Source organism: Aromatoleum toluclasticum ATCC 700605, assembly GCF_000378245.1.
Classification (GTDB): domain Bacteria; phylum Pseudomonadota; class Gammaproteobacteria; order Burkholderiales; family Rhodocyclaceae; genus Aromatoleum; species Aromatoleum toluclasticum.
Window position 1 is genome coordinate 403475 of the sequence record NZ_KB899493.1, and the last position, 25868, is coordinate 429342.

At 68.2% G+C, this 25868-nt stretch carries 27 protein-coding genes and 1 tRNA gene; 16 read left to right on the top strand and 12 right to left on the bottom strand.

The genetic code is table 11. From position 1 onward, the window contains the following. Positions 1 to 16: 16 nt before the first annotated feature. Genes F464_RS0107455 through F464_RS0107475 form a run of 5 tightly spaced genes read left to right on the top strand, consistent with a single transcriptional unit; the run spans position 17 to position 4103 of the window. Entirely contained in the window at positions 17 to 1393 is a 1377-nt protein-coding gene (locus F464_RS0107455) for a M16 family metallopeptidase (RefSeq protein ID WP_026295828.1), read from the top strand. Position 1394: 1 nt separating this feature from the next. After that, positions 1395 to 2810 (top strand): M16 family metallopeptidase, encoded by a 1416-nt coding sequence (locus tag F464_RS0107460; RefSeq protein ID WP_018989169.1) that lies wholly within the window; start codon positions 1395 to 1397, stop codon positions 2808 to 2810. After that, positions 2807 to 3346: a 16S rRNA (guanine(966)-N(2))-methyltransferase RsmD gene (gene rsmD / locus F464_RS0107465; protein ID WP_018989170.1), complete on the top strand. Its 540-nt coding sequence runs from the start codon at positions 2807 to 2809 to the stop codon at positions 3344 to 3346. The genes F464_RS0107460 and rsmD overlap by 4 nt, the downstream gene beginning before the upstream one ends. After that, positions 3343 to 3831, top strand: a complete 489-nt coding sequence (gene coaD, locus F464_RS0107470) for a pantetheine-phosphate adenylyltransferase (protein WP_018989171.1) — start codon at positions 3343 to 3345, stop codon at positions 3829 to 3831. Before rsmD ends, coaD begins: the two co-directional genes overlap by 4 nt. Before the next feature lie 17 nt (positions 3832 to 3848). Then, a complete protein-coding gene (locus F464_RS0107475; RefSeq protein ID WP_018989172.1) occupies positions 3849 to 4103 on the top strand; it encodes a YfhL family 4Fe-4S dicluster ferredoxin in 255 nt (84 codons plus the stop codon). An 86-nt stretch (positions 4104 to 4189) separates the two neighbouring features. On the opposite strand, the gene F464_RS0107480 is transcribed toward F464_RS0107475, so the two are convergent. Together F464_RS0107480 and mutM are read right to left on the bottom strand one after the other, a co-directional pair. Next, positions 4190 to 6160, bottom strand: coding sequence for a dynamin family protein (locus tag F464_RS0107480; protein ID WP_018989173.1), 1971 nt, complete (start codon positions 6158 to 6160; stop codon positions 4190 to 4192). A gap of 176 nt (positions 6161 to 6336) precedes the next feature. After that, positions 6337 to 7152 carry a bifunctional DNA-formamidopyrimidine glycosylase/DNA-(apurinic or apyrimidinic site) lyase gene (gene mutM, locus F464_RS0107485; protein ID WP_018989174.1) on the bottom strand — a complete coding sequence of 272 codons (816 nt, stop codon included), beginning with the start codon at positions 7150 to 7152 and terminating at the stop codon, positions 6337 to 6339. Between the two features lie 215 nt (positions 7153 to 7367). Between mutM and F464_RS0107490 the strand changes: the two genes are divergently transcribed. From F464_RS0107490 to ychF, 8 genes are all read left to right on the top strand, one after another. Further along, positions 7368 to 9083: a tetratricopeptide repeat protein gene (locus F464_RS0107490; RefSeq protein WP_018989175.1), complete on the top strand. Its 1716-nt coding sequence runs from the start codon at positions 7368 to 7370 to the stop codon at positions 9081 to 9083. Beyond that, entirely contained in the window at positions 9080 to 9670 is a 591-nt protein-coding gene (locus F464_RS0107495; protein WP_018989176.1) for an outer membrane lipoprotein LolB, read from the top strand. The genes F464_RS0107490 and F464_RS0107495 overlap by 4 nt, the downstream gene beginning before the upstream one ends. Continuing rightward, a complete protein-coding gene (gene ispE, locus F464_RS0107500) occupies positions 9652 to 10506 on the top strand; it encodes a 4-(cytidine 5'-diphospho)-2-C-methyl-D-erythritol kinase (RefSeq protein ID WP_018989177.1) in 855 nt (284 codons plus the stop codon). Before F464_RS0107495 ends, ispE begins: the two co-directional genes overlap by 19 nt. 19 nt (positions 10507 to 10525) lie before the next feature. Further along, positions 10526 to 10602 (top strand) — tRNA-Gln (locus F464_RS0107505). 75 nt (positions 10603 to 10677) lie between these two features. Continuing rightward, positions 10678 to 11628, top strand: a complete 951-nt coding sequence (locus tag F464_RS0107510) for a ribose-phosphate pyrophosphokinase (protein ID WP_018989178.1) — start codon at positions 10678 to 10680, stop codon at positions 11626 to 11628. A 76-nt stretch (positions 11629 to 11704) separates the two neighbouring features. Then, the gene (locus F464_RS0107515; RefSeq protein ID WP_018989179.1) at positions 11705 to 12307 is read left to right on the top strand and encodes a 50S ribosomal protein L25/general stress protein Ctc; all 603 of its coding nucleotides are present in this window, start codon (positions 11705 to 11707) and stop codon (positions 12305 to 12307) included. A 48-nt stretch (positions 12308 to 12355) separates the two neighbouring features. Further along, entirely contained in the window at positions 12356 to 12976 is a 621-nt protein-coding gene (gene pth, locus F464_RS0107520; RefSeq protein ID WP_018989180.1) for an aminoacyl-tRNA hydrolase, read from the top strand. After that, the gene (gene ychF / locus F464_RS0107525; protein WP_018989181.1) at positions 12973 to 14064 is read left to right on the top strand and encodes a redox-regulated ATPase YchF; all 1092 of its coding nucleotides are present in this window, start codon (positions 12973 to 12975) and stop codon (positions 14062 to 14064) included. Before pth ends, ychF begins: the two co-directional genes overlap by 4 nt. A gap of 58 nt (positions 14065 to 14122) precedes the next feature. Here the strand turns inward: ychF and F464_RS0107530 are convergent, their stop codons facing one another. From F464_RS0107530 to F464_RS0107545, 4 genes are read right to left on the bottom strand one after another with little or no spacing between them, the layout of a single operon-like run. Further along, positions 14123 to 14800: an RluA family pseudouridine synthase gene (locus F464_RS0107530; protein ID WP_018989182.1), complete on the bottom strand. Its 678-nt coding sequence runs from the start codon at positions 14798 to 14800 to the stop codon at positions 14123 to 14125. Between the two features lie 37 nt (positions 14801 to 14837). Next, positions 14838 to 15263 (bottom strand): GtrA family protein, encoded by a 426-nt coding sequence (locus F464_RS0107535; protein ID WP_018989183.1) that lies wholly within the window; start codon positions 15261 to 15263, stop codon positions 14838 to 14840. Then, a complete protein-coding gene (locus F464_RS0107540; RefSeq protein ID WP_018989184.1) occupies positions 15260 to 16906 on the bottom strand; it encodes a glycosyltransferase family 39 protein in 1647 nt (548 codons plus the stop codon). Before F464_RS0107540 ends, F464_RS0107535 begins: the two co-directional genes overlap by 4 nt. After that, positions 16903 to 17829 carry a glycosyltransferase family 2 protein gene (locus F464_RS0107545; protein ID WP_026295830.1) on the bottom strand — a complete coding sequence of 309 codons (927 nt, stop codon included), beginning with the start codon at positions 17827 to 17829 and terminating at the stop codon, positions 16903 to 16905. The genes F464_RS0107540 and F464_RS0107545 overlap by 4 nt, the downstream gene beginning before the upstream one ends. Before the next feature lie 171 nt (positions 17830 to 18000). Here F464_RS0107545 and F464_RS0107550 point away from each other — a divergent pair, with 171 nt between their 5' ends. Beyond that, complete coding sequence (locus F464_RS0107550) at positions 18001 to 18942, top strand: ChbG/HpnK family deacetylase (protein ID WP_018989186.1); 942 nt, start codon at positions 18001 to 18003, stop codon at positions 18940 to 18942. Positions 18943 to 18995: 53 nt separating this feature from the next. Then, positions 18996 to 19922 (top strand): tRNA glutamyl-Q(34) synthetase GluQRS, encoded by a 927-nt coding sequence (gene gluQRS / locus F464_RS0107555; protein ID WP_018989187.1) that lies wholly within the window; start codon positions 18996 to 18998, stop codon positions 19920 to 19922. A 7-nt stretch (positions 19923 to 19929) separates the two neighbouring features. Here the strand turns inward: gluQRS and F464_RS0107560 are convergent, their stop codons facing one another. The 6 genes from F464_RS0107560 to F464_RS0107585 form a co-directional block, all read right to left on the bottom strand. After that, on the bottom strand, positions 19930 to 20640 hold the full coding sequence (locus F464_RS0107560; RefSeq protein WP_018989188.1) for an SDR family oxidoreductase: 711 nt from the start codon (positions 20638 to 20640) through the stop codon (positions 19930 to 19932). 40 nt (positions 20641 to 20680) lie between these two features. Beyond that, the gene (locus F464_RS0107565) at positions 20681 to 20914 is read right to left on the bottom strand and encodes a DUF2789 domain-containing protein (protein ID WP_018989189.1); all 234 of its coding nucleotides are present in this window, start codon (positions 20912 to 20914) and stop codon (positions 20681 to 20683) included. 102 nt (positions 20915 to 21016) lie between these two features. Next, positions 21017 to 22174 carry a cardiolipin synthase ClsB gene (gene clsB, locus F464_RS0107570; RefSeq protein WP_018989190.1) on the bottom strand — a complete coding sequence of 386 codons (1158 nt, stop codon included), beginning with the start codon at positions 22172 to 22174 and terminating at the stop codon, positions 21017 to 21019. Beyond that, positions 22171 to 22920 (bottom strand): endonuclease/exonuclease/phosphatase family protein, encoded by a 750-nt coding sequence (locus tag F464_RS0107575; protein ID WP_018989191.1) that lies wholly within the window; start codon positions 22918 to 22920, stop codon positions 22171 to 22173. The genes clsB and F464_RS0107575 overlap by 4 nt, the downstream gene beginning before the upstream one ends. A gap of 22 nt (positions 22921 to 22942) precedes the next feature. Then, positions 22943 to 24043 (bottom strand): quinolinate synthase NadA, encoded by a 1101-nt coding sequence (nadA, locus tag F464_RS0107580; protein WP_018989192.1) that lies wholly within the window; start codon positions 24041 to 24043, stop codon positions 22943 to 22945. 97 nt (positions 24044 to 24140) lie between these two features. Then, complete coding sequence (locus F464_RS0107585; protein ID WP_018989193.1) at positions 24141 to 24593, bottom strand: rhodanese-like domain-containing protein; 453 nt, start codon at positions 24591 to 24593, stop codon at positions 24141 to 24143. A gap of 60 nt (positions 24594 to 24653) precedes the next feature. Here F464_RS0107585 and F464_RS0107590 point away from each other — a divergent pair, with 60 nt between their 5' ends. After that, complete coding sequence (locus F464_RS0107590) at positions 24654 to 25832, top strand: cation diffusion facilitator family transporter (RefSeq protein WP_018989194.1); 1179 nt, start codon at positions 24654 to 24656, stop codon at positions 25830 to 25832. Positions 25833 to 25868: the final 36 nt, after the last annotated feature.

Here is a 25868-nt window from a genome sequence, read left to right on the forward strand (position 1 = left end):
GATGCAGGACATGTCCATGTTTCGCCAGACCTTTCCACGCGCAGCATTTGTGGCCGCCGCACTCACGGTGGCGGCCGGCCCGCTGCAAGCCAATCCTTACGAGACCACGCTTGCAAACGGCATGAAAATCATCGTCAAAGAGGACCGCCGCGCCCCGTCCGTCGTCCATATGGTGTGGTACGGCGTGGGGTCGATGGACGAACCCGCCGGCGTCTCCGGCATCGCCCACCTGCTCGAACACATGATGTTCAAGGGCACCGACAAGGTCGGCCCGGGCGAATTCAACAAGCGCGTCGCCGCGATCGGCGGCCGCGACAACGCCTTCACCTCGCACGACTACACGGCCTACTTCCAGCAGATCCCGTCCTCGCGCCTATCGGACGTGATGCAGCTCGAAGCCGACCGCATGAGCAACCTGAAGATCAACGACGCCAACTTCAAGCCCGAGCTCGAGGTCGTCAAGGAAGAGCGCCGCCTGCGCACCGACGACCAGCCCCGCTCGCTCGTCGGCGAGCAGCTGATGGCGACCGCCTTCCAGGCCAATCCCTACGGCCGCCCGATCATCGGCTGGATGACCGACCTCGACACGATGACCGCGGAAGATGCGCGCAAGTGGCACAGGACCTGGTACACGCCGGGCAACGCGCGCCTGGTCGTCGTCGGCGACGTCGACCACAAGGCCGTGTTCGACATGGCGCGCAAGTACTACGGCCCCATCAAGCCGCACGCGCTGCCGCCGCGGCGCATCACCGCCGAACCCGAGCAGCTCGGTCCGCGCGAGACTGTCGTAAAAGCGCCGGCGGAGCTGCCCTACATCGCGCTCGCGTGGCGCGCGCCGACCCTGCGCGACCCCGAGAACGACCGCGACGTGCACGCCCTGAAGGTGCTCGCGGCGATCCTCGACGGCTACGACGGCGCCCGCCTGCCGCGCCGCCTCGTGCGCGAAAGCCAGGTCGCCGTATCCGCCGGCGCGGGCTACGACGGCTCCGGGCGCGGCCCGCAGCTCTTCACCCTCGACGGCTCGCCGGCCGCCGGCAAGACCGTCGCCGACGTCGAGGCCGCGCTGCGCGCCGAGATCGAGCGCATCCAGAAGGAAGGCGTCGCCGAGGACGAACTGCGCCGGGTCAAGACGCAGACGGTCGCCGGCCAGGTCTACAAGCGCGACTCGCTGATGGGGCAAGCGATGGAGATCGGCTTCCTCGAAGCCACCGGCCTGTCCTGGCGCGACGACGACAAGCTCCTCGAAGGCATCCGCAAGGTCACCGCCGAGGACGTCCAGGCCGTCGCCCGCAAGTACTTCACCGACAACACCCTCACCCGCGCCCGCCTCGATCCGCTGCCGCTGCCCGCCGACGCGAAGCCGCACGCAGGCGTTCCGGGAGCGAGACACTGACATGCAGACGAAGCCCATGACCGCGTTGCGCCTCCTCCGCCCGAACTTCCGCAGCTTCCGCACCCTGCTCACCTTTGCCGGCCTCGCCGCCCTGCTCGGCCCGCTCGCGAGCCCGCACGCCGCCGCCGGCCCGGACATCAAGCACTGGAACGCCACGACCGGCGCGCGCGTGTATTTCGTCGAAAGCCGCGCGCTGCCGCTCATCGACATCCAGATCTCCTTCCCCGCCGGCAGCGCCTACGAACCCGAAGGCGGCACCGGCATCGCCGGCCTCACGCGCGGCCTGCTCGACGCCGGCACCGAAGGCCTGAACGAACAGGAGATCGCCGAACGCATTGCGGACACCGGCGCGCGCATCGGCGGCGGCGCCGACACCGACATGGCAACACTGTCGGTGCGCACGCTGTCGAGCGCCACCGAACGCGACGCCGCGATCGCGCTCGCCGCCCGCCTGCTCGCGAAGCCGACCTTCCCCGCGGACATCCTCGAACGCGAGCGCGCCCGCGCGATCGCCGGGCTGAAGGAAGCGCTCACCCAGCCCGACACCCTCGCGTCGCGCCGCTTCATGGCGATGATCTACGGCAGCCACCCCTACGGGCGCTCGGCCACCGTCGAGTCGCTGCAGGGCATCACGCGCGAGCAGCTGCAAGCCTTCCACCGCACGCACTACACCGCCCGCAGCGCCGCGGTGACCATCGTCGGCGACGTCAGCCGCGATGACGCCGACGCTATCGCGCGCCAGCTCACCGAAGGACTGCCCGCCGGCGCCGCGCCCGCGCCGATCGCCGCGCCGCAACTGCCCGCGCGCAGCACCGAGAACATCGCCCACCCGTCGGCGCAGGCCCACATCCTGATGGGCATGCCCGGCATGAGCCGCGACGACCCGGACTACTTCCCCCTGCTCGTCGGCAACTACGTGCTCGGCGGCGGCGGCTTCGTGTCGCGCCTGACCAAGGAGGTGCGCGAGAAGCGCGGCTTCGCCTACAGCGTGTCGAGCTACTTCATGCCGCTGCGCGTCGCCGGCCCCTTCGAGATCGGCCTGCAGACCCGCGGCAGCCAGGCCGAGGAAGCGCTCAAGGTCACCAATGGCGTGCTCCAGGACTTCGTCGCCAAGGGCCCGACGCCCGGCGAACTCAAGGCCGCGCGCGACAACCTCGTGAACGGCTTCGGGCTGCGCCTCGACTCCAACCGCAAGATCCTCGACTACGTCGGCATGATCGCGTTCTACCAGCTGCCGCTCGACTGGCTTGAGACCTACCCGAAGAAGGTCGCGGCGGTCACGGTCGAATCGGTGCGCGACGCCTTCGCCCGGCGCGTGAAAACGGAGAACCTCGTCACGGTGGTCGCCGGCGGCGACGGCGACAACGGCGCGGGCAGCGCAGCGCCGGCGGCAAAGAAGGCAGGCCACGGCAAGTGAGCCGGGTTCGCATCGTCGGCGGCGAATGGCGCTCGCGCCTGCTCGAAGTCGCCAACGTCCCCGGCCTGCGGCCGACGCCCGACCGCGTGCGAGAGACGCTGTTCAACTGGCTGGGGCAGGAGCTCGACGGCATGAGCTGCCTCGACCTCTTCGGCGGCTCGGGCATCCTCGGCTTCGAGGCAGCCTCGCGCGGCGCGGAACGCGTCGTGATCGTCGAGTCGGACGCCCGCGCATTCACCGCCCTGCGCCAGGCCGCAACGAGCCTGCAGGCGTCACAGGTGGAGCTGATTCGCGGCGATGCGCTAAAATTCGCGCAAACCACCTCCGACAGGTTCGACGTGGTGTTCCTCGACCCGCCCTACAACAAGGGCTGGCTCGAGCGGCTGGAGCCCTTGCTCGGCCGGCTGCTGAAGCCGGACGGCTGGATTTACGCCGAATCTGAAGCCGCAGTAACTGAACTGGCAGGATTGAGCACGGTCAAGGCGAGCCGTGCCGGCCAGGTGCATTTTCATCTTCTGCATGGGAGACAGGAATGAAGGAAGGGGTGGCGATCTATCCGGGGACCTTCGACCCCTTCACGCGCGGACACGAGGATCTCGTGCGGCGCGCGTCGCTGCTGTTCAACAAGGTCGTCGTCGCCGTCGCCGAAAGCCGCGGCAAGGGCCCGATCTTCACGCTGGAAGAGCGCGTGCAGATCGCCAGCGACGTCGTGGCCCCGTTCGGCAACGTCGAGGTCGTCGGCTTCGACGGCCTGCTCATGGATTTCCTGCGCGCCCAGAACGCGCGCCTGATCCTGCGCGGCCTGCGGGCCGTGTCGGACTTCGAGTACGAATTCCAGATGGCCGGAATGAACCGGAAGCTCTTTCCCGACGTCGAAACGGTATTCTTGACGCCGGCGGAGGAATACATGTTCATCTCGGCCACGATGGTGCGCGAAATCGCCCGCATGGGTGGCGATGTCAGCAAGTTCGTGCAGCCCGCCGTCTACCAGCGGCTGCTGCAGAAAGTTTCAGTGAAGTGAATACGAGGAATTGAAAGATGGCTTTGATGATTACGGACGAATGCATCAACTGCGATGTGTGCGAGCCGGAATGTCCCAACGGCGCGATCTCGCAGGGTGACGAGATCTACGAGATCGATCCGAACAAGTGCACCGAGTGCGTCGGCCATTTCGACGAACCGCAGTGCCAGCAGGTCTGCCCGGTCGACTGTATCCCGCTCAACCCGGATGTCGTCGAGACCAAGGAACAGCTCATGGAGAAATTCGTGCGCCTGACCGCTGCGAAGGCCTGAGCACCCCCGGCCGGCGCCGGAGGATTCAAAAGAAAGCGGACCGCAACGGTCCGCTTTTTCGTTCACGCGCACCCACCCCGGGAACCTCAGGCCGCGCGCCCCTGCGCGATGTCAGCCGCAGTCCCGGCTTGTACAGGGGCCCCCATCGCCGCGCGGATGTCGCCCGCGATCTCCTTCAGTTCTGCAAGCTGCGCGAAGGCCGCAGCCTCGGCCTGCTCCAGCTCCGCGACACGCTCCTCCAGCGTGTCGGTCGCCTGGTGGATGCGCTTGACGCTTTCGAGACGGCGCTTCAACTGCAGCTGGTACTCGCGCACCTGGGTCTCCAGCGGCGACATCACCGCGCGCAACCACTGCTCGACGTCGCGGTTTGCGACCTCGAAGGTCCGCCGCGCCTCGACGGCGACGGTCTCGAAGAATTTCTGCGTCAGCGTGTGCTTCTCGGTCGTCACGAGCGCCAGCGCGGAATTGATCTGGCGGTTGAACGCCGACTCCAGCCGGTCGAGTTCGCGCTCGTAGCGCAGCGTCGAAAAGGCCTCGGGCGCGGCGAGCTTGAGCCCGTGCTCGACGCTGAAGCGCTTGTACATGCTGTCGAGCATGTGCGTGATCTCGGCGATCTCGTCGGCCGAACGCGAGAGATTTCCGCGCAGGGACTGGAAGAAGCTCTCCATCGCCTGGCGCAGCCCCTTCGTGAAGGTCGACTCCAGCATCGCCTCGCGCGTGCGGCGCGTCTCGTCGCGCAGCGTGTCCATGCCCAGATGGCCGAGCAGGTTGTTCGTCAGGGTCGAGAACACGCTGCGCACCGCGTAATACTTCTGCAGACCCTGCTCGAACTCGGTCTTCTCGCTGCGGATCTTGCGCATCATGTACTCGATGACGCTCTGGTTCTTGCCGCGCAGGTCGGTCAACTCCTGCAGCTGCTCGCGCAGGCTGGCAAGTCGCGCCCCGAGCAGCGTATCGGTCTGGCTCGCCAGGTCGTTGATCTCCGAGAGCGCGCTTTCCCGCACGATCTCCTGCTTGGTCGGCAGCAGATCCTCGGCCAGTGCCCGCTCCAGCTCGCCCAGGCGGCTGCGCTCGACGAGCGCGGCATCGCCGGAAATCCGCCCGACCAACCCTTTCTGCGCGGACACCGGGAACACCGTCGCCTCGGGAACCTCCAGTGTTTCCGCGACCGAGCTCACCTGGCGCGCGATCTCCGCGTCGATCTGCGCCGCATCGCGCAAACCGTCCCACAGGCCGTCGATCTTGTTCAACACCACGAGGCGGCCCTTGCGCCGGCTCTGCCCGCCCTGCACATACTCGCGCCACACGGCCATGTCGCTCTGCGTGACGCCGGTGTCGGCCGCCAGCACGAAAAGCACCGCATGGGCGTTGGGCAGCAGCGACAGCGTCAGCTCCGGCTCCGCGCCGATCGCGTTGAGCCCCGGCGTGTCGAGCACCACCAGCCCCTGTTCGAGCAGCGGATGCGGGAACTGGATCACCGCGTGGCGCCAACTCGGAATCTCGAACATGCCGTCGGCGCCCGGCTTGAGGCCGGTTTCGCCCTTCTCGTCGATGTCGAAGCCCAGGCGCGTCGCCAGCTCGCTCGACACCCGCTCGGTTTCGCCGACGCGCGCGAAGGCCTGCTGCAGATCCGTGAGCGACTCCGCGTCAAGCCGCAGCACCATCCACTCTTCCGGAAACTGCTTGAGTTCGCTCACGCTCGCGTGCGTCGCACGCGAGCGGATCGGCAGCATGCGGATCTCGGCCCGCGCGCCGGGCGTCCATTGCAGCTCGGTCGGGCACATCGTCGTGCGGCCGGCGCTCGACGGCAGGACGCGATCGCCGTGCCCGGAGAAGAAGATCGCATTGATCAGCTCGGACTTCCCGCGCGAGAACTCGGCGACGAAGGCCACCGTCAGCTTGTCGTCGCGCAGGCGGTCGAGAACGTACTGCAGCCGCAGGTCGGCCTGCACGTCGCCGAGTTCGTTGCGCGACAGCCATTGCCGCAGGCGCGCGACCGCCCTCGCCGCATCGGCACGCCACTGGCTGTAAGCGGAAAATTGATCCACGAGGGTCATGAATGTCTCGCTTGCGCAGTCCCGCAGTCGGGGCGCGCACAGGTTTCAGATCGCGGGAGCATAACGCCGAATCGGGCGCCGTCCAATCCGTGGAAGCGCGAGCTCGACCGGCGGCATGCCGACGCCGACGAACGACGCCCCTGGCAGGCGCCGCACCCTCACCACCACCATTACGGTCACATGCGCTGGCAGCGCGGGCAGAAGAAGGTCGAGCGCTGGCCGACGACCACCCGCTGCACGCTCGTCCCGCACACGCGGCACGGCAGCCCCTCGCGGCCGTAGACGAAATACTCCTGCTGGAAGTAGCCCTTCTTCCCATCGCCGCCGACGAAATCGCGCAAGGTGCTGCCGCCCGCGGCGATCGCCGCCTGCAGCGTCTCGCGCACCGCCTCCACGAGCCGCCCGATGCGCCGCGGCCCGACGCTGCCGGCCGGCGCCAGCGGATGGATGCGCGCCCGGAACAGGCTCTCGGACGCGTAGATATTGCCGACCCCGACGAGGCGGTGGCCGTCCATCAGCGCCTGCTTGATCGGCGCCCGCACGCCCTGGAAAGCGCGGCGCAGCCACGGCCCGGTGAACGCGTCCCCGAGCGGCTCGATGCCGAGGCGCGCGAGCAGCGGATGCGCCAGCGCGTCGCCCGGCTGCCACACCACCAATCCGAAACGCCGCGGATCGCGCAGACGCAGCGCCCGGTCGCCGAAGACCAGGTCCACATGGTCATGCACACCCGGCGGCTGGTCGGCATCGACCACCCTCAGGCTGCCCGACATGCCCAGATGCACGATCACGCTGCCAGCGGGAAAATCGAGCAGCAGGTACTTCGCCCGTCGCCTCACGCCCTGCAGCGGCGCACCGACCGCGCGCTCGGCCAGGTCCGGCGGAACGGGCACGCGCAGGCGGCCGTTACGCACGCTCACGCCGGTCATGGTCCGACCGTCGACCGCCGGGCGTATGCCGCGGCAGGTCGTTTCGACTTCAGGCAATTCAGGCATTAACGACACTCGAAAGCAAGGGGGACGCACCCCGGAAACCGGCCCGCATAACCGCCGCGCTTGCCCGCAAACGAAGAAACTGCATAACATCGGGCGAACGCATCCGCATTCGGGCCTTCTAACGGACGACTGCCGACGCACCGCGGCAACAGCATACGTCAGACACGACCGCAGGGCCGGTTTGAAGTTCGTGCAATTCCCTCTGGGCCAAGTACATGAATCGCCTCATCTCCTTGTTTGCATCCGGTCTGGGACTGGCCATCGCACTGGCCTCCCCGGCCCCTGCGCAGGCCGCGCCCGTCCCTGACGAGGCGGCAACCGCTTCCTCGCTACCCGCTCAGGACCTCAGCGCCCGCATCCTGTACACCTTCCTGCTGGCCGAAATCGCCGGCGCACGCGGCGAAATCAGCATCGCGGTGCAGGCCTACGCCGACCTCGCGCAGCGCACCCGCGACCCGCGCATCGCGCGCCGGGCGATGGAAATCGCGCTGTTCGCGCGCGACATGCCCGCGGCGATCGAAGCCGCCCGCATCTGGTCCGACGCCGACCCGAGCTCCGACGAAGCACGCCGCATCCTCGCGGGCCTGCTCGCGGGCGGCGACGGCCAGCTCGAACAGGTGCAGACCCAGCTCGCCCGCCTGCTCGCACAGTCACCCGAAAACGTCGGCAACCACCTGATGGGACTCAACCGCGCCCTCTCGCGCGTGCAGGACAAGGAAGCCGTCAAGGGCATCGTGATGCGCCTGACGGAGCCCTACACGAGCCAACCGGAAGCCCATTTCGCACGCGCCCAGGCCGCCGTCGGGGCCGGCGACATGATGGAATCCGTCGCCTCGATCGACACCGCGCTGCGCCTGCGCCCGGACTGGGAACCGGCCATCCTGTTCAAGGCGCAGCTCCTGTCGCAGTCCGGCGCGATGCAGGAGGCCACGAAGCTCGTCCGTGAATACCTCGAACGCCACCCCGACAGCCGCAACGCCCGCCTCGCCCACGCGCGCGCGCTGGTATCGACGCGGCAGTTCGAGGCTGCGCGCAAGGAATTCCGCCAGCTCCTCGACGGCGCTCCCGACGACCGCGAACTGATGTACGCCGTGGGCCTGCTGTCGGCCCAGCTGGAAGACTACGACGCCGCGACGACCCAGCTCGAACGCGCGCTGAACGCCGGCCACCCCGACGGCGACAGCATCCGCCTCAACCTCGGCCAGGTCGCCGAACGGCGCAAGGACAGCGAAACGGCCCTGCGCTGGTATCGCGCCGTCGAACCGGGACCGCAGCACTTCGACGCCCAGCTGCGCATCGCCTCGGTGCTCGCACGCGACGGCAAGCTCAAGGAAGCCCGCGAGCACCTGCGCGGCGTCAAGGTCGAAGAGTCCGAGCGCAAGCGCCTGCTGCTCGCCGAAGCGCAGCTCCTGCGCGGCGCCGGGAAAGAGGCCGAAGCCTTCGAACTCATCGACGGCGCCCTGCGCGACAACGCCGAGGACACCGACCTGCTGTACGAATCGTCGATGCTCGCCGAGAGCCTCGGCAAGCTCGATATCATGGAAGGGCGGCTGCGCAAGCTGATCGCGCTGCGTCCGGACTTCTCGCACGCCTACAACGCGCTGGGCTATTCCCTCGCCGATCGCGGCGTGCGCCTGGACGAGGCCGAAGCGCTGATCGTACGCGCGCTCGAACTCACTCCCGACGACCCCTTCATTCTCGACAGCATGGGCTGGGTACGCTTCCGGCGCAACGACGTGGACGGAGCCCTCGCCCATCTCGAAAAGGCCTACGGCCTGCGCCAGGACCCCGAGATCGCGGCCCACCTCGGCGAAGTGCTGTGGTCCCTCAAGCGCCAGTCCGACGCGTCGCGCGTCTGGGATGAGGCGCTGAAGAACAACCCCGACAACGATGCGCTGAAGTCCGTCGTCAAGCGCCTGCGCGGCCAATGAAGCGCACCGCCTGCCGGACAGCCGGACGGGCTGTCGCCGCGGCGCTCGTCGCGCTGCTCCTGGCCGCCTGCGCGAGCCCGGCGACCCGCGGCCTCACGGCCGTCCCGCGCCCCGTCGCCACCGCGTTCGAACTCGAAGGGCGCCTCGCCGCGAGCGACGGCGAACGCGCCGCGAACGGCTCCCTGACCTGGTCGCATACCCCGGTCGCCGACGAATGGACCGTGTACAGCCCCCTCGGCCAGATCGTGGGCCAGCTCGTGCGCACCCCGCGCGGCGCGATGCTGCTCACCGCCGACGGCCGCACCGAACAGGCCGACGACGCCGATGCCATCCTGCCGCGCCTGCTGGGCGTTCCGGCACCAATCGACGGGCTCCAGCACTGGGTGCAGGCCTCGACCCGGCCCGGCGCGCGCGTGCTGAGCCTGGACGAGGCGGGCCGCCCGGCACGCATCGCCGACGCCGGCTGGATCATCGACTACCCCGAGTACGCCGGCCCCGCGGCCGACGCCGCGCCGCGCCGCATCGACGCCGCCTGGGGCGACGCCCGCATCCGGCTCGTCATCGACCAATGGACGCCCCGCCGTTGACCCGCCTCGAACACTGTCCCGCCCCGGCCAAGCTGAACCTCTTCCTGCACGTCGTCGGCCGCCGCGCCGACGGCTACCACCTGCTGCAGACCGCCTTCCGCCTGCTCGACTGGAGCGACCGCCTCAGCTTCGCACTGCGCGAGGACGGCGCCGTGCACCGCACGACGGAGGTCGCGGGCGTGCCCGAGGAGCAGGATCTCGTGGTGCGTGCGGGCCGGCTCCTGCAGCAGGCGAGCGGCTGCCGCCTCGGCGCCGACATCTCGATCGACAAGCGCCTGCCGATGGGCGGCGGCCTGGGCGGCGGCAGCTCGGACGCCGCGACGACCCTGATCGCCCTGAACCGCCTGTGGGGAACCGGCCTAAGCCGCGCCGCGCTGGCCAAACTCGGACTACAGCTCGGCGCCGACGTCCCCTTCTTCATCTTCGGGCGCGATGCCTTCGCCGAGGGCGTGGGCGAGGAATTGCAGCCGCTGACGCTGCCCCCGGCGTGGTACGTGGTCGTCGCACCGCCGGTGCTGGTGCCCACGGCAGAAATTTTCCGCGCGGGGGAGTTGACGCGCGATACGGAACCAATCAGAATTATGGACTTCGCAGCAAGCACCACCCGTAACGATCTGCAGGCAGTAGCATGCAATCGATACCCAGCGGTAGGTGCTGCAATCGAGTGGCTGGCGCAGTTTGCGCCCGCGCGGATGACCGGATCAGGCGCCTGCGTGTTTGCCGAGGTTGGCGGCGAGATGGAAGCGAACGACATCGTGAATAAATGCCCGGCGCCGATGCGGGCATGGAAGACGAAGAGTCTGGCGAGACATCCGCTGAGCGACTGGCTCGATTGAGCAGGCGAAAAGGTTTCATTGGGGAGTCGCCAAGTTGGTCAAGGCACCGGATTTTGATTCCGGCATTCGAAGGTTCGAATCCTTCTTCCCCAGCCAATTTATCCGGGCAGGCCTCGCGCCTGCCCGAGTCGTTTTTACCCTCGCCATTCTAGCGGCATCGGAGATTCGGACATGGCCTACGGCAGCCTGATGGTCTTCACCGGCAACGCCAACCCCAAACTCGCGGCGGATGTCGTTCGGAGACTGGGCATTTCCATCGGCTCGGCCACGGTGGGCCGCTTCTCCGACGGCGAGGTCAACGTCGAACTGCTCGAAAACGTGCGCGGCAAGGATGTCTTCATCCTCCAGCCGACCTGCACGCCGACGAATGAAAACCTGATGGAGCTGATGGTCCTCGTCGACGGCCTCAAGCGCGCGTCGGCCGGCCGCATCACCGCCGCCATCCCCTACTTCGGCTATGCCCGCCAAGACCGCCGCCCCCGCTCCGCGCGCGTGGCGATCACCGCCAAGGTCGTCGCCAACATGCTGCAGGCCGTCGGTGTCCAGCGCCTGCTGACGATGGACCTGCACGCCGACCAGATCCAGGGCTTCTTCGACATCCCGGTCGACAACGTCTACGCCGCACCGGTTCTGCTCGCCGATCTCGACAAGCAGAAGTACGACGACCTCCTGGTCGTGTCGCCGGACGTCGGCGGCGTCGTGCGCGCCCGAGCCTTCGCGAAGCGCATGGAATGCGACCTCGCGATCATCGACAAGCGCCGTCCGAAAGCCAACGTCTCCGAAGTGATGAACATCATCGGCGAGGTCAAGGACCGCACCTGCGTGATCATGGACGACATCGTCGACACCGCCGGTACGCTGTGCAAGGCCGCCACCGCGCTGAAGGAACACGGCGCCCGTCGGGTGCTCGCCTACTGCACGCATGCCGTGCTGTCCGGCCCCGCGGTTTCGCGCATCTCCGACTCCGACCTGGACGAGCTCGTCGTCACCGACACGATCCCGCTGCGCGACGACGCCAAGGCCTGTCCGCGCATCCGCCAGGTCTCGGTCGCTTCGCTGCTCGCCGACACGATGCTGCGCATCAGCAACGAAGAGTCGGTCAGCTCGCTGTTCATGGAATGAATTTCGTCCCCGGCACCGCCGGGGACTCAACCCATCCGTCTGGTCGCGGACGGATCGTTTCAACCAGGAGTATCCAATGCAAATCGAATTCAAGGCCACCAAGCGCGTTGAACAGGGCACGGGTGCGAGCCGCCGCCTGCGTCGCGCCGGCCAGATCCCGGGCATCATCTACGGTTCGGGCGAAGTCGAGACCATCTCGATGGACCACAACGAGCTGTACCACCTGCTGCGCAAGGAAGCCTTCCACGCTTCGATCCTGTCGGTCGACGTCGAAGGCGCGAAGCAGGCCGTCCTGCTGCGTGACACCCAATGGCATCCGTTCCGCCAGCAGATCCTGCACCTGGACTTCCAGCGCGTCGATGCGAGCCAGAAGATCCACCTCAAGGTGCCGCTGCACTTCGTCAATGGCGACCTGAGCCCGGCCGTCAAGCTCGGCGGTAGCATGATCTCGCACACCATCACCGAAGTCGACGTGGAGTGCCTGCCGGGCAACCTGCCCGAGTTCATCGCAGTCGACCTGGCAAACCTGCAGTCCGGCGAGTCGATCCACGTCTCGCAACTGCCGCTGCCGGCAGGCGTCGAGCTGGTCGCCCACGGCGAAGGTGATCCGGTTGTCGCGACCGCGCTCACCGTCAAGGGCGCCGCTGCTGAAGAAGGCACCGAAGGCGAAGCTGCCTGAGGCTGACGCCTCGGGACGCACGACCGGAATGACGCAGGAACCGACACGATGAGCGCCGCAGCACCGCGTCTCATCGTCGGCCTCGGCAATCCCGGCGCCGAATACATCGAGACCCGGCACAATGCCGGGTTTTGGTTTTGTGAGCGCCTCGCCGAGCAGCTCGGCGTACGCTTCAATCACGAATCCCGCTTCCACGGTCTGGTCGCCAATGCCCGCGACGCCGGCGTCTGGCTGCTGATGCCGCAGACCTTCATGAACCGCTCGGGCCAGGCCATCGGGGCGCTCGCGCGCTTCTACCGCATTGCCCCGGCCGAGATCCTCGTCGTGCATGACGAACTCGACATCCCCCCCGGCCAGCTGCGCCTGAAATTCGGCGGTGGCCTCGGCGGACACAACGGCCTGAAGGACACGTCGGCCCACCTCGGCACGAACGACTACTGGCGCCTGCGCATCGGCATCGGCCACCCGGGCGACCGCAACGAGGTCGTCAACTTCGTGCTGAAAGCTGCGCGGCGCGAGGAACAGACGCTGATCGACGAAGCCATGGAACGCGCCCTCGCGACCTGGCCGATGATCGCCCGCGGCGAGTGGAACACCGCCAGCACCCGACTGAATGCCCGCCCGGCCGCGCCGAAGCCGGCCAAACCCAAGGACGAATCGCGCCCATGAGCCTCAAATGCGGAATCGTCGGCCTGCCCAACGTCGGCAAGTCGACCCTCTTCAACGCCCTCACGAAAGCCGGCATCGAAGCGGCCAACTACCCCTTCTGCACGATCGAGCCCAACGTCGGCATCGTCGAGGTGCCCGACCCGCGCCTCGTCGCGCTGTCCGGGATCGTCAAGCCGCAGAAGGTGCAGCCCGCGATCGTCGAGTTCGTCGACATCGCCGGCCTGGTTGCCGGCGCATCCAAGGGTGAGGGCCTCGGCAACCAGTTCCTCGCCAACATCCGCGAGACCGACGCGATCGTGCACGTCGTGCGCTGTTTCGCCGACGACAACGTCGTGCACGTCTCCGGCACCATCGATCCGATCCGCGACATCGAGGTCATCGACACCGAACTCGCGCTCGCCGACATGGCCACCGTCGAGAAGGCCGTTAACCGCTACAAGCGCCCCGCCGCGGCCGGTGACAAGGAAGCCAAGATGCTCGTCGCGGTGCTGGAGAAGTGCCTCGCCCAGTTGAACCAAGCGAAGCCGGTGCGCGCGCTGGACCTCGGCAAGGAGGAGTGGGCGAGCATCAAGCCCTTGTGCCTGATCACCGCGAAGCCCGTGCTGTACGCGGCCAACGTCGCCGAGGACGGCTTCGTGAACAACCCGCATCTCGACGCCGTGCGGGCCCACGCGAAGGCCGAAGGGGCCGAAGTCGTCGCGCTGTGCGCCGCGATCGAGGCCGAGATCGCCGACCTCGACGACGCCGACAAGAAGGACTTCCTCGAATCGATGGGCCTCGAGGAACCGGGCCTGGATCGCCTGATCCGCGCCGGCTATACGCTGCTGGGCCTGCAGACCTACTTCACCGCGGGCGTCAAGGAAGTGCGCGCGTGGACGATCCACGTCGGCGACACCGCCCCGCAGGCCGCGGGCGTGATCCACACCGACTTCGAACGCGGCTTCATCCGCGCGCAGACCATCGCCTATGACGACTTCATCGCCTACAAGGGCGAAGCGGGCGCAAAGGAAGCCGGCAAGATGCGAGCCGAAGGCAAGGAATACGTCGTCAAGGACGGAGACGTGCTGAACTTCCTGTTCAACGTCTAAGCTCCAGACGACTCCCCCGAAAAGCCCGGTCCGCCGGGCTTTTTCATTGGTGCCGCACTCAGAACGGCACGGGGCTGACGAACTTCATCCGCTGTTTCGTTTCCGGGTGGTCGAAGGAGAGCATCGCCGCGTGCAGGTGCAGCCGCGCGTGGTGCACGGCGCTTTCGGGCGGGGCGTAGAGCGAGTCGCCGAGGATCGCGTGGCCGATCGTCATCATGTGCACGCGCAACTGGTGCGAACGCCCGGTGACAGGTTCGAGTTCTACGCGCGAAACGGCGTCCGTGCCCATGCCGCTGCGCTCGAGGACGCGGTAGTTCGTGAGCGCGCGCCGGCCATTCACGGGGTCGACCATCTGGCGCGGACGGTTCGGCCAGTCGACGATCAGCGGCAGATCTACTTCGCCGTCCTGCGACAGCACGTGGCCGTGCACGAGCGCGAAATAGCGCTTGTCCACCTCGCGCTTCTCGAAGGCCATGCTGAGCCGGCGGTGCATCTCCGCCCCGCGCGCGAGGACGATCAGGCCCGAGGTGTCGAAGTCGAGCCGGTGCACGATGCGCGCGTCGGGCCAGGTCTTCTGGATGCGGGCGATCAGGCAATCCTGCTTGTGCTCGCCACGCCCGGGCACGGACAGCAGGCCGGCGGGCTTTTCGGCGACGATGATGTAGTCGTCGACATGGACGATCCGGGGTTCGAGATGCGGCACGATGGCGGAGATGCGAAAAAAACGGCGCGGCACGCGGAGTGCCGACGGCGGTGGAAAGGAAGCGGGTATTTTACTGCTCGTTGCGCGTGCCGGCGGGGCGCTTGCGGAAGGTCCACAGCGCGTGGCCGACGTAGTGCCAGCCGAGCAGGATAGCGGTCGTGACGATCTGGGCGATCAGGTAGTGCACGCCGGCGAGGTCGACGAACAGATACATCAACAGCGCATTCCAGCACAGGCCCATGCCCGCAACCGCGAGGAAACGCGGCAGCGCCTCGGCGTGGGCGCGGTCGGAGCGGAAGACGAGCCTGCGGTTCATCGTGTAGTTGACGAGCGCGCCGACCAGGAAGCCCGCGACGGACCCGGCAACCGGGGCCATGCCCGCAGCTTCGACCAGCGAGACGAGCACGGCGTAGTGTGCGCCCGTCCCGACCGCACCGACGGCGGCAAAGCGCACGATGCGGGCGAGGTGCCCGCGTAGATGACCGGTCTCGCTCATTGCGGCGGGCGCGGCTCGCGATCGGCACCGGCGAGCATGCGGCGGTCGCGCACGACGGCAAGAACGACGCCTTCACGCGCGACCTCGCCGATGATCTTGCCTTTCACCGCCGTATCGCAGTCCATGTGCGTGGGCGAAAGGAAGAAGTCCGCCACACGCCAGTCACGCGTCACCTCCAGCCCGGGCGCGAGCCAGGCCGTGCCCTGCACCGACTCGGCGCACACGGCCACCGTCCAGGTCCCCTGCGCCGTCCCTTCGGCCGCGACGTAGGCGTTGAGCATAACGGCCGCCTCGCGTAGCGCATCACCCCAGTAATCCTGCTCCCAGCGCCCTTCGGTGCCGCGCAGGCCACCGGTAAAACCGTTGTAGGCCACGTACTCGTATGGATGCAGGCGCACGAGGGTCACGAGGTGGGTCACGGCCAGCAGTCCGCAGCCAGAAAGTGCGACGAGCCGCGCCTTCGGCCAGCGCGACGCGCGCTTGATCGTCGCACACAGCCCGGCAGCCGCGAGCACCGCAAGCGGCGGCAGCAGGAAGGTGAAATGCCGGATGCCGTTATACAGCGGTGGTGCGGCAAACAGCGTGTAGGCGAGCGGGAAGCCGGCTGCGAGCGTCACGGGAAGCCAGCGTAGCGCCTGTGCACGACTCTCCGTCGACACAACCACAGCCGGCAGCAACCGCAAGGCGCTCAGCACGGCGAGCGCGACGCCGAGCAGGAACAGTTCCGGCAGGCGCACGAGCAGGTAGCTCGCAAGGTAACGGCCGGGCACATCGCCGTTCTTCATCACCGCGCCGTCGAGGATCGTGTACAGCTCGAACGAGAAACGCGAGAAGGTCGTCATCGCCTTCACGAGGTTGCCGCCCGACTGGACCGCCCACGGCCAGAAGAGGCCCAGGAACGCGAACGCGAGCGCCGCCGCGGGCAGCAGTGCAAGGACCGCGCGGCGCAGCACGGCAAGGCGGCCGCGCAGATCCTCGCCGTTCAGCCAGGCGGCGGCGAGCACGGCGACGCCGAGATAGAACACCGCGAACACGGCGCCGACGCGCAGGCCGAAGGCGCAGCCGATCGCGATGCCGAGTCCCACGAGATCGCCTGCCTTCACCGCCGGCAGGCGCATCGCGAATCGCGTCGTGAAATACAGCGACCACACCATCGTCGTCGCGAAAGGCACGTCCTTGGTGTGTGTGAACATCGCCCCTGACCATGCGCCGGTCAGCGCCAGCAGCACGAGGGCGACCAGTCCCGCGACCTCGCCCATCAGCAGGCGCGCGAGCAGCCAGGTTCCCGCCAGCCCCAGCAGGCCGAAACCCGCGGACAACAGGTGACGCAGATCCCACACGTTCATCGGCACGAGGGGCTCGAGAGCCGCGGCGATCAGGTCGAAGAGGCCACCGTAGAGATAGAGGTTCTTGTAGGCGAAGGCGCTGCGGTCGGCAAAACCCGAGGCATAGAAATCGAGCAGCAGGCGCCCGTAGACGTGCTGCACCTCTTCGTCGTTGCTGATGCCGTGCTGGTCGAACGCAATCAGCACGTAGGCGCCGAGGATGGCGAAGACAACTATGGCGAGGCGGAAGGCGAGCCGGGACGTGCGCAGGCCTGCGGGCGCGGTCGACGCGCCCGGAACTGCGGCGGGAGTGCTCACTTCGCCGCCTCGTCGAAACCGATGCGTTCGGACACGAGGTACAACGGACGCTGCTTGACCTCGGTGAAGATGCGCCCGACGTATTCGCCGAGCACCCCCAGGCTGATGAGCTGGATGCCGGACAGGAACAGCACCGAGACGATGATCGACGCGTAGCCCGGAACGTCGATGCCGAAGATCGCGGTACGCACGACCAGCCAGCCGCCGTACAGCACCGACAGGCCGGAAATGCAGATGCCGGCCATCGACCACACGCGCAACGGCAGCGTGCTGAAGGCCGACAGGCCGTCGATCGCGTAGCGCAGCAGGCGCATCAAGGACCACGCGGACGCGCCGGCGGCGCGCTCGGCCGGCTCGAAATCGATCGTCTCCTGGCGGAAGCCCACCCAGCTCGTGATGCCCTTCATGAAGCGGGTGCGCTCGGGCAGGCTGTTGATCGCATCGACGACCGCGCGATCGAAGAGGCGGAAGTCGCCTCCGCCCTCCTCCAGCGCGACTTCCGACACCCGCTTGAAGAGCCTGTAGAAACCGCGCGAGAGCTGGCGCCGCAACCACGGGTCGGTGTCGCGCGAGCGGCGCACGGCCGTGACCATCTTCGCGCCCTGGTGCCAGCGCGCGAGCATTTCGGGAATCAGCTCGGGCGGATGCTGCAGGTCGCCGTCCATCAACACCACGATGTCACCGCGCGCCGCACGCAGGCCGGCCGCCATCGCCGCCTCTTTGCCGAAGTTGCGCGCGAAGCGGATCGCCCGGATCGCCGGGTCGATCGCCGCCAGCGCCGCGACCTCGTCGAAGGTCGTGTCGCGACTGCCGTCGTCGACGAAGACGAACTCATGACCGGCCAGCGGCAGGTTCCCGACGACCGCCTTCAGGCGCTCGTGCAGGGCCCCGAGCGAACCGCTTTCGTTGTAAAGCGGGATCACGACCGACAGCAGCGGCGTAAAGGCGGGGAACGGAGCGGCGCGCACGGCGGCGCGGGGGGTGGGAGCAGGCACGTTATTCCGGCGGATGATGAATGGGCGAGGCGCCAAACCTCGGAGGATAAACGCAAACAGGCGCTGGCGCGTTGACGTGAGAGCCGCTATAAGGGGGCGATGAACGAACAGCCCTCCTCCGACCGCCGACATACCCGCCCGATCATCGTCTGCGCCGACGACTACGGCATCGCGCCGGGCGTCAGCGAAGCGATCGCCGGGCTGATCGCGGCCGGACGGCTGTCCGCGACGAGCTGCATGACGCCGCTACCGGACTGGAAACGGCATGCGGGCCTGCTGCGTGAAACCGTCGCGGCGCATCCGGCCGACGTCGGCCTGCACCTCACGCTGACCGATCACGCCCCGCTCACCGCTGCGGCCGGGCTCGCTCTGGCAGGACGGCTACCGTCGATGGGTCGGCTGCTTCCGCGCGCGCTCGCACGGTCGCTGCCGCGGCAGGCGATCCGCGACGAACTGCGTGCCCAGCTCGACGCCTTCGAGGACGCCTGGAACGCACCGCCCGCCTACATCGACGGGCACCAGCATGCGCACGTGCTGCCGGGCATCCGTGAAGTGCTGGTCGCGGAACTGCTGGCACGTTACCCGTCCGGGTCCGTGTGGGTGCGCGACTGCCGGGAGCCGCTCGCGCGCTGCGTGCGCCGTCGCACAGCCCTGCCGAAGGCCTTGCTGATTTCCTCGCTCGGCCTCGGCCTGCACCGGCTGCTGCGCCGCCACAGCCTGCCGGCGAACGACGGCTTCGCCGGTCTGCACGACTTTTCCGGGCGAGTCCCGTTCCGCACCCTGATGCAGTCATTCCTTGCCGGCAGCGGCCCCCGACCGCTCGTGCATGTGCACCCGGGCCGCGTCGATGACGAACTGCGTGCCTGCGACGTGCTCACGACGCCACGCGAGACCGAACTCGCCTACCTCGCGTCGCCCGAGTTCGCCGAGGACCTGGCCTCAGCCGGGCTGCACCCGGCGCGTTTTGCCGATTTCCGCCACCAGGAGCCTGCAATGAGCAGTGGCAATCCGACCGACACGGGCAGCGAATCGATCAGGTAAGCCCGCAGCGTCCCGACTCGAGCAACCGCCGGTCCGCATCCACGACACTTCCCATGCCGCCAGCACCGCCCCCCTACATCGGCCGCTTCGCGCCCTCCCCGACCGGGCCGCTACATTTCGGCTCACTCGTCGCAGCAATCGGCAGCTATCTGGAGGCGCGCAGCCGCCGCGGCAGCTGGCTGCTGCGCATCGAGGACGTCGACGCACCCCGCACCGTGCCGGGCGCAGCGGAAGGCATCATCGCGACGCTCGCGCGTTTCGGCTTCGAGTGGGACGGCGAGATCGTCTGGCAAAGCCGGCGGCTGGACGCCTACCGCGCCGCCTTCGAACAGCTCACGGCCGCCGGCCATATCTTTCCCTGCGCCTGCACGCGCCGCGAAATGGCCGATTCCGCGCTCGCGCGCGACGGCTCGCGCATCTATCCCGGCACCTGCCGCAACGGCCTGCCGCCCGGCCGCAGCGCCCATGCGTGGCGGGTGCGCGCGGAAGGGACGGTCGCATTCGACGACCGCATCCAGGGCCTGCAGGAAGAGGATCTCGTACGGGACGTCGGCGACTTCGTCGTGCTGCGCGGCGACGGGCAGTTCGCCTACCAGCTCGCGGTCGTCGTCGATGACGCGGCCGCGGGCGTCACCGACGTTGTGCGCGGCGCCGACCTCCTCGGCTCCACCGGCCGCCAGATCCACCTGCAGCATCTGCTGGGCGTGGCCACACCCGGCTATGCGCACCTGCCGGTAGTCGTCAATACGGCGGGCGAAAAGCTCTCCAAGCAGACGCTCGCCGCGCCGATCGACGCCCTGCCGGCCAGCGCCGCCCTGGCAGCCGGACTGGAATTCCTCGGCCACACGCCACCGGCCGAACTCGCGCACGGGCCGCTGGCCGCGTTGTGGGCCTGGGCGACCGCGCACTGGCAGCTCGATCGCGTGCCCCGCCGCGCCCACGCGCAGGCACCCGCCGGCCTCGCCGCCACCGGGTCCTGACGCCGTCCTACCACGGGATCGGCTGGCAATCGCGGAAGAAGCCGCCGCTCGGCCCGTCCTCGGGCAGCGTCGCTGCCCACACCACGCATTCGACGCCCTCCTCGGGCAGACGCGGCGCCTCCGGCCCGCCGAGATCCGTGCGGCACCAGCCGGGGCACACCGAATTGACCTTGATCGGGGTTCCCGCAAGTTCGGCCGCCAGGATGCGCGTCAGCGCATTGAGCGCAGTCTTCGACATGCGGTAGGCGGGCGTGCCCGCGTCCATTTCCGCCAGCTGCCCCATGCTCGACGCGAGATTGACGACCCGCCCCGCGCGGCTCGTGCGCATCAGTGGCACCAGCGCCTGCGTGAGGCGCAGCGTCCCGATCAGGTTCGTCTCCAGCGTCTCACGCACCTGCTCGAGCGGCAGCTCGAGGATGCTGGTCGAATGGCGATCGACGAGGATGCCGGCGTTGTTGATGAGGACGTCGACGCGCCCGAAGCGCCCGGCGATCCAGTCCCGCAGCGCCTTCACCGAGGCGTCGTCGGTGATGTCGAGCTGGCGCGGCTCGACGACGTGGCCGCTGATGGCGAGCTTCGAGCGCAGCGGCTCCAGGTCGTCAGGGTTGCGTGCGGTGGCGATGACCCGGTAGCCGTCCATCGTTGCGAGCCGGTGCGCCGCCGCGCGCCCGAGCCCGCGGCTCGCCCCGCTGACGACCGAGATGATGCGGTCTTCCATGATGGATCTCCCCGCCGCGGCCGAACCGCGGGAACGGGCTTCAGGAGCGCAGGCGTGCGCTGAGCTGGTCGACGATCTCCGCCCAGTCCGCGTCTTCCGTCAGCTCCTCGCTGAGGAAGGCCGCCTGCTGCGGCGACCAGAACGGTGCCTTGGCGAGTTCCACGCCGCACGGCAGGGGTGCGTGCGCGGCGATGAAGCGCTCGATCGCGGATTCCTCGGACGGCAGCCCGAGCTGGGCAAACAGATTGCTCATCGTGTGGAGCGGCTGTTCCATCGCACACCTCCTGGAGATGGCGGCACCCGGGCGACACGCACCGCACGGCGCCGAACAAACCTTCGACTTTGCCGCACCGATCGAGTTCAGCCCGGCACGGCCTCAGTTGTGCCGGCCGTAGCCCGCCACGCCGATTGCCAGACGCACGACCTGATACGCTGCCCAGCTCGCCGCCCTGCGCAGCGGTGACACGCGCACCCAGTCCCCGCTGCGCAGCTCGTGCGCGCCGTTCGCCCGCGCCCGCGCGAGGCTGCCTCGCAGATCCGCGGCAAAGCCGGCATCGTCGATCACGACATTCGCCTCGCGCGCGAGCAGCAGGCTGAAGGGATCGATGTTGCTCGAACCGACCGTCGCCCACTGCGCATCGACCACGGCGACCTTGGCGTGCAGGACGCTCTGTCGGTACTCGAACAGGCGGATGCCGCGGGCGAGGAAGAAGGGGTACAACGCGCGCGTCGCGTACTGCAGCATCGGATGATCCGACACCCCCTGCAGCAGCAGGACCACCTCCACGCCGCGTCCGGCGGCATCGACCAGCGCCTGGCGAAAGCGCCGCCCGGGGAAGAAATACGCACAGGCGATCACCACCTCGCGCCGCGCCGCGCCGACCGCGTCGAGATAGGCCTCCTCGATGTCGCGACGATGGCGCAGGTTGTCCCGGATCAGGAAGCACGCACGCACGCTGCCCGCCGCCTCGGTGCGCGCCGGCGCAACAAGCGGCTGCGGACGCCGCCGCCGCAGCCCGGCCCACGCGACCAGCCGCCACACGTGATGCATCGAGTGCAGGATCGGCTCCACCAGCGGCCCCTCGACCCGCACCGCGTAGTCGTAGCGCGGATGGGGCGGTCCGTCGTGCGTCAGGTCGTCGACGATGTTGATGCCGCCGACGAAGGCCACGCGCCCATCGACGACCGCGAGCTTGCGATGCAGGCGGCGCAGGCGGTGGCGGCGCATCGCCAACACGCGCAGCTCGCGGCGGTAGATCTGCACGCCGACGCCGCCGGCGACGAGCCCAGGCATCACCGAACGCACGAAGGCGCGGCCGCCGAAGCCATCCACCAGCACCCGCACCGCGACGCCGCGCTCTGCCGCACGCGCCAGGGCTGCCGCTACCCGGGTTCCGGCCCCGTCGTTTTCGAAGATATAGGTTTCCAGGAAGATCTCGCGCTCGGCGCCTTCGAGCGCCTGCAGCAAGGCGGGAAAAAAGTCGGCGCCGTTCTCCAGCAGGGTGATCGCATTGCCGCCGACGAAGGCGCTCACCCCGTGGGACCCAGCTCGGCCGTCAAGGCTGCGTGATCGGAGATCCGCGACCAGGGCGGGCCGGAATGCACGTCGGCCTGCTTCACCGAAAACCCCCGCACGTAGATGCGATCGAGCCGGAACAGCGGCATCTTGCTCGGGAAGCTCCGCGGCGGACGGCCGCGCCCGGCCTCGAACGCATCGCGAACGCCCAGCCGCTCGACCAGCAGGTCCTGCGCCCGGTTGCGCCAGTCGTTGAAATCGCCCGCGATGATCAGCGGCGCCCCGTCGGGCGCCAGGCGCTCCATGCGCCCGGCCAGCGCCTCCATCTGCCTCCGCCGGCTACCCGCGAAAAGACCGAGGTGCGCGCACACGCAGTGCACCGGCGACTCGATCTCGGGCACCTGCACCTCGCAATGCAGCAGCCCGCGGCGCTCGAAACGGTGGTCCGAGACGTCCTGGTTGCTCGTCGAGACGATAGGAAAACGGCTCAGGATCGCATTGCCGTGGTGTCCGTGGTCATACACCGCGTTGCCGCCGTAGGCGGTCTGGTGCCACACGTCCTCAGCGAGGAACTCATGCTGCGGCGGCTCGGGCCAGTTCGGGTGGCGGCTCGCATGCCCCATATGAAGGCCCTGCACTTCCTGCAGGAACACGAGGTCGACGTCGAGGCTGCGCAGGCGGTCGCGCAGTTCGTGAATCACCATGCGGCGATTGAACTGCGAGAACCCCTTGTGGATGTTGTAGGTGCAGATGCGCAGCTTCATGGTCTGGCCTCCGCACCGTTCGTCAGGACACCGCGAGCATCCGGTCCAGCGCCACCTTCGCGAGTTCGGCCTCGTGCGGGGGCACCTGGATGTGATTGACGACCTTGCCGTCGGCGAGGTTCTCCAGCGTCCACGCCAGATGCTGCGGGTCGATGCGCTGCATCGTCGAGCACATGCACACCGTCGGCGCCATGAACTGCACGATCTTGCCTTCCGGCTTCACTTCCTCGGCCAGGCGGTTGACCAGGTTCAGCTCCGTGCCGACCAGCCAGCGCGTATTCGGCGCAGCGTTCTTGATCACGTTGATGATGTACTCGGTCGAACCGACGTAGTCCGAGTTAATGCACACGTCGAGGCTGCTCTCCGGGTGCGAGATCACGAGCCCCTCCGGATGCTGCATGCGCCAGCGGCGGATATGGGTCTCCTGGAACATCTGGTGCACCGAGCAATGCCCCTTCCACAGCAGGATCTTCGCGTTGCGGATCTGCTCCGGCGTCAGGCCGCCGTATTCGAGGTCGGGATCCCACACCACCATCTGATCGACCGGAATACCCTTCTTGTAGCCCGTCCAGCGCCCGAGATGCTGGTCGGGGAAGAACAGTACCTTCTCGCGCTGCGCGAACGCCCAGTCGAGGATCACCGGCGCATTCGTCGAGGTGCACACGATGCCGCCGTGCTCGCCGCAGAAGGCCTTCAGGTCCGCCGCCGAGTTGATGTAGGTCACCGGCGTAATCAGCGCATCGGGCGTGCCCAGCACTTCGCGCAATTCGCGCCAGCAGCGCTCCACTTTCGCCAGGTTGGCCATGTCCGCCATCGAGCAGCCGGCCGCCAGGTCAGGCAGGATCGCCTTCTGGTGCGGCTGCGACATGATGTCCGCGACCTCGGCCATGAAATGCACGCCGCAGAACACGATGAACTCCGCATCCGTCTGCGACGCAAGGCGGGACAGCTTGAGCGAGTCACCGGTCAGGTCCGCGTGCTGATACACGTCGGCGCGCTGGTAATGGTGGCACAACAGCACGGCGCGCTCGCCGAGGCGCGCGCGCGCGGCGTGGATGCGCTCCTGGGCCTCGTCGTCGCGCAAGGCATTGAATCGGTCGAAACTGATGGTGGCGGTCTGCATCGTCTTCGGTACTTCGGTCGCAAGATTCGTCAATCAAACCGGCTCTGCGCCGGCGTGTCAAATGGGCGAAGGGGGCAAACGGGGCGAATGGGCGCGCTCAGCCCTGCTGCCACGGCAGCCCGGCATGGCGCCAGCCGCCGATGCGGTTGCGCTGGCCGTTCGCGTCGCGGTCACCCTCGAAACCCTCGAGCACGTTGTAGCAGCTCCGGCAGCCGGCCTCCGTGACGGCCCGTGCCGCCTTGTCGGAGCGTGCGCCCGAACGGCACATGAACATCACGAGCGCCTCGGGATCGACCTCGCGCCTGAATTGCGCAAGGAAGTGCGAATTGGGCACGTTGCCCGGATAGCCCATCCACTCGATCTCCACGGCACCCGGGATGCGGCCGACCCAATCCCATTCGGCACGCGTGCGCACGTCGACGAGCTTCGCGCCCGGCGCGAGCTGCCACACTTCGTAGGCCTCGCCCGGCGTGAGCGCACCCGCATACGGGAGCTTCATCTCCTGCGCGCGCTGCTGGGCGAGGCGGAGCAGGTCGGTCAACTTTCCCATTGCATCCATCCGGATAGAATTGCTCGATCGGAACCCGAGTATACCCATACCGCAGGCGCCATGGACCACCCGACATCAGGCAAGTCGCGCCGCAGCGGCGCAGCCGAGGCACGCAGCCGCGGCATACAGCGCGTCGCGCTCGTGGCGATCGCCACGAACATGGTGCTGTCCGTCGGCCAGATCGCAGTCGGACTGTACGCCCACGCGTTCAGCCTCGTCGCCGATTCCGCACACACGCTCTCCGATCTTTTTACCGACCTGCTCGTCCTTATGGCCGGGCGGCGCGGTGGCGAGCCGGCCGACCGCGACCACCCCTACGGCCACGGCCGCATCGAGACCGCCGCCTCGCTGCTGCTGGGGCTCGTGCTCACCGGAGTCGGCACGGGCTTCCTGTGGAGTTCGGGCCTGCGCCTGCAGCACATGGACGCCGCGCTGCCGCTGCACCCCGTCGCCCTCGGCATGGCCGTCATGACGCTCTTCGCGAAGGAACTTCTGTTCCGCTACACGCTCGCCGCCAGCCGACGCCTGAAGGCCCCCGTACTGGAGGCCAACGCCTGGCATGCACGCTCGGACGCCGCGTCCTCGCTGGTCGTCGCCGTCGGCATCGGCGGCAGCCTGGCCGGCTACCCCTTTCTCGAACCGCTCGCGGCCGCCCTCGTCGGCTTCCTGATCCTGCACATGGGCCTGCGTCTGGCCTGGAAGGCCGTGCGCGAACTCATCGATACCGGCCTCTCCGAGCAGGACGTCGCACGCATCCGCAACACCATCCGGGCAACTCCGGGCGTCATCGGCCTGCACGACCTGCGCACCCGCCGCATGGCCGATCGGGTGCTGTGCGACGCCCACATCCAGGTCGACCCGCGCATCACCGTGTCCGAAGGCCATCAGATTTCCGATGCGGTGTACTTCCGCGTACACGCAGCCCACCCCGAAGTGCGCGAGGTGCTGGTGCATGTCGACGCCGAAAACGATGCGACCCTGCAGGGCGCCGGACTCGCCCCCCTGCCCGAACGCACCGAAATCGTGCATACCCTCGAAACCCTGTTCGACCGCCCCCTCGCGACACCGCCGCGCGTGCTGATCCACTACCTCGGCGACCGCATCGAAGCCGAGGTGATCCTCGGGGCCGCCGACCTCGGCGAAATCCCCCCCGACGAGTTGCGCCTGCGCATTGACACCCTGCTCGCGGAACGGCCTCACTACCGGGCCATCACCATCCTGGGCCGGATTGCACCATGACGGTGCATCTACGAACCAACGCGCACACTTTCGGTG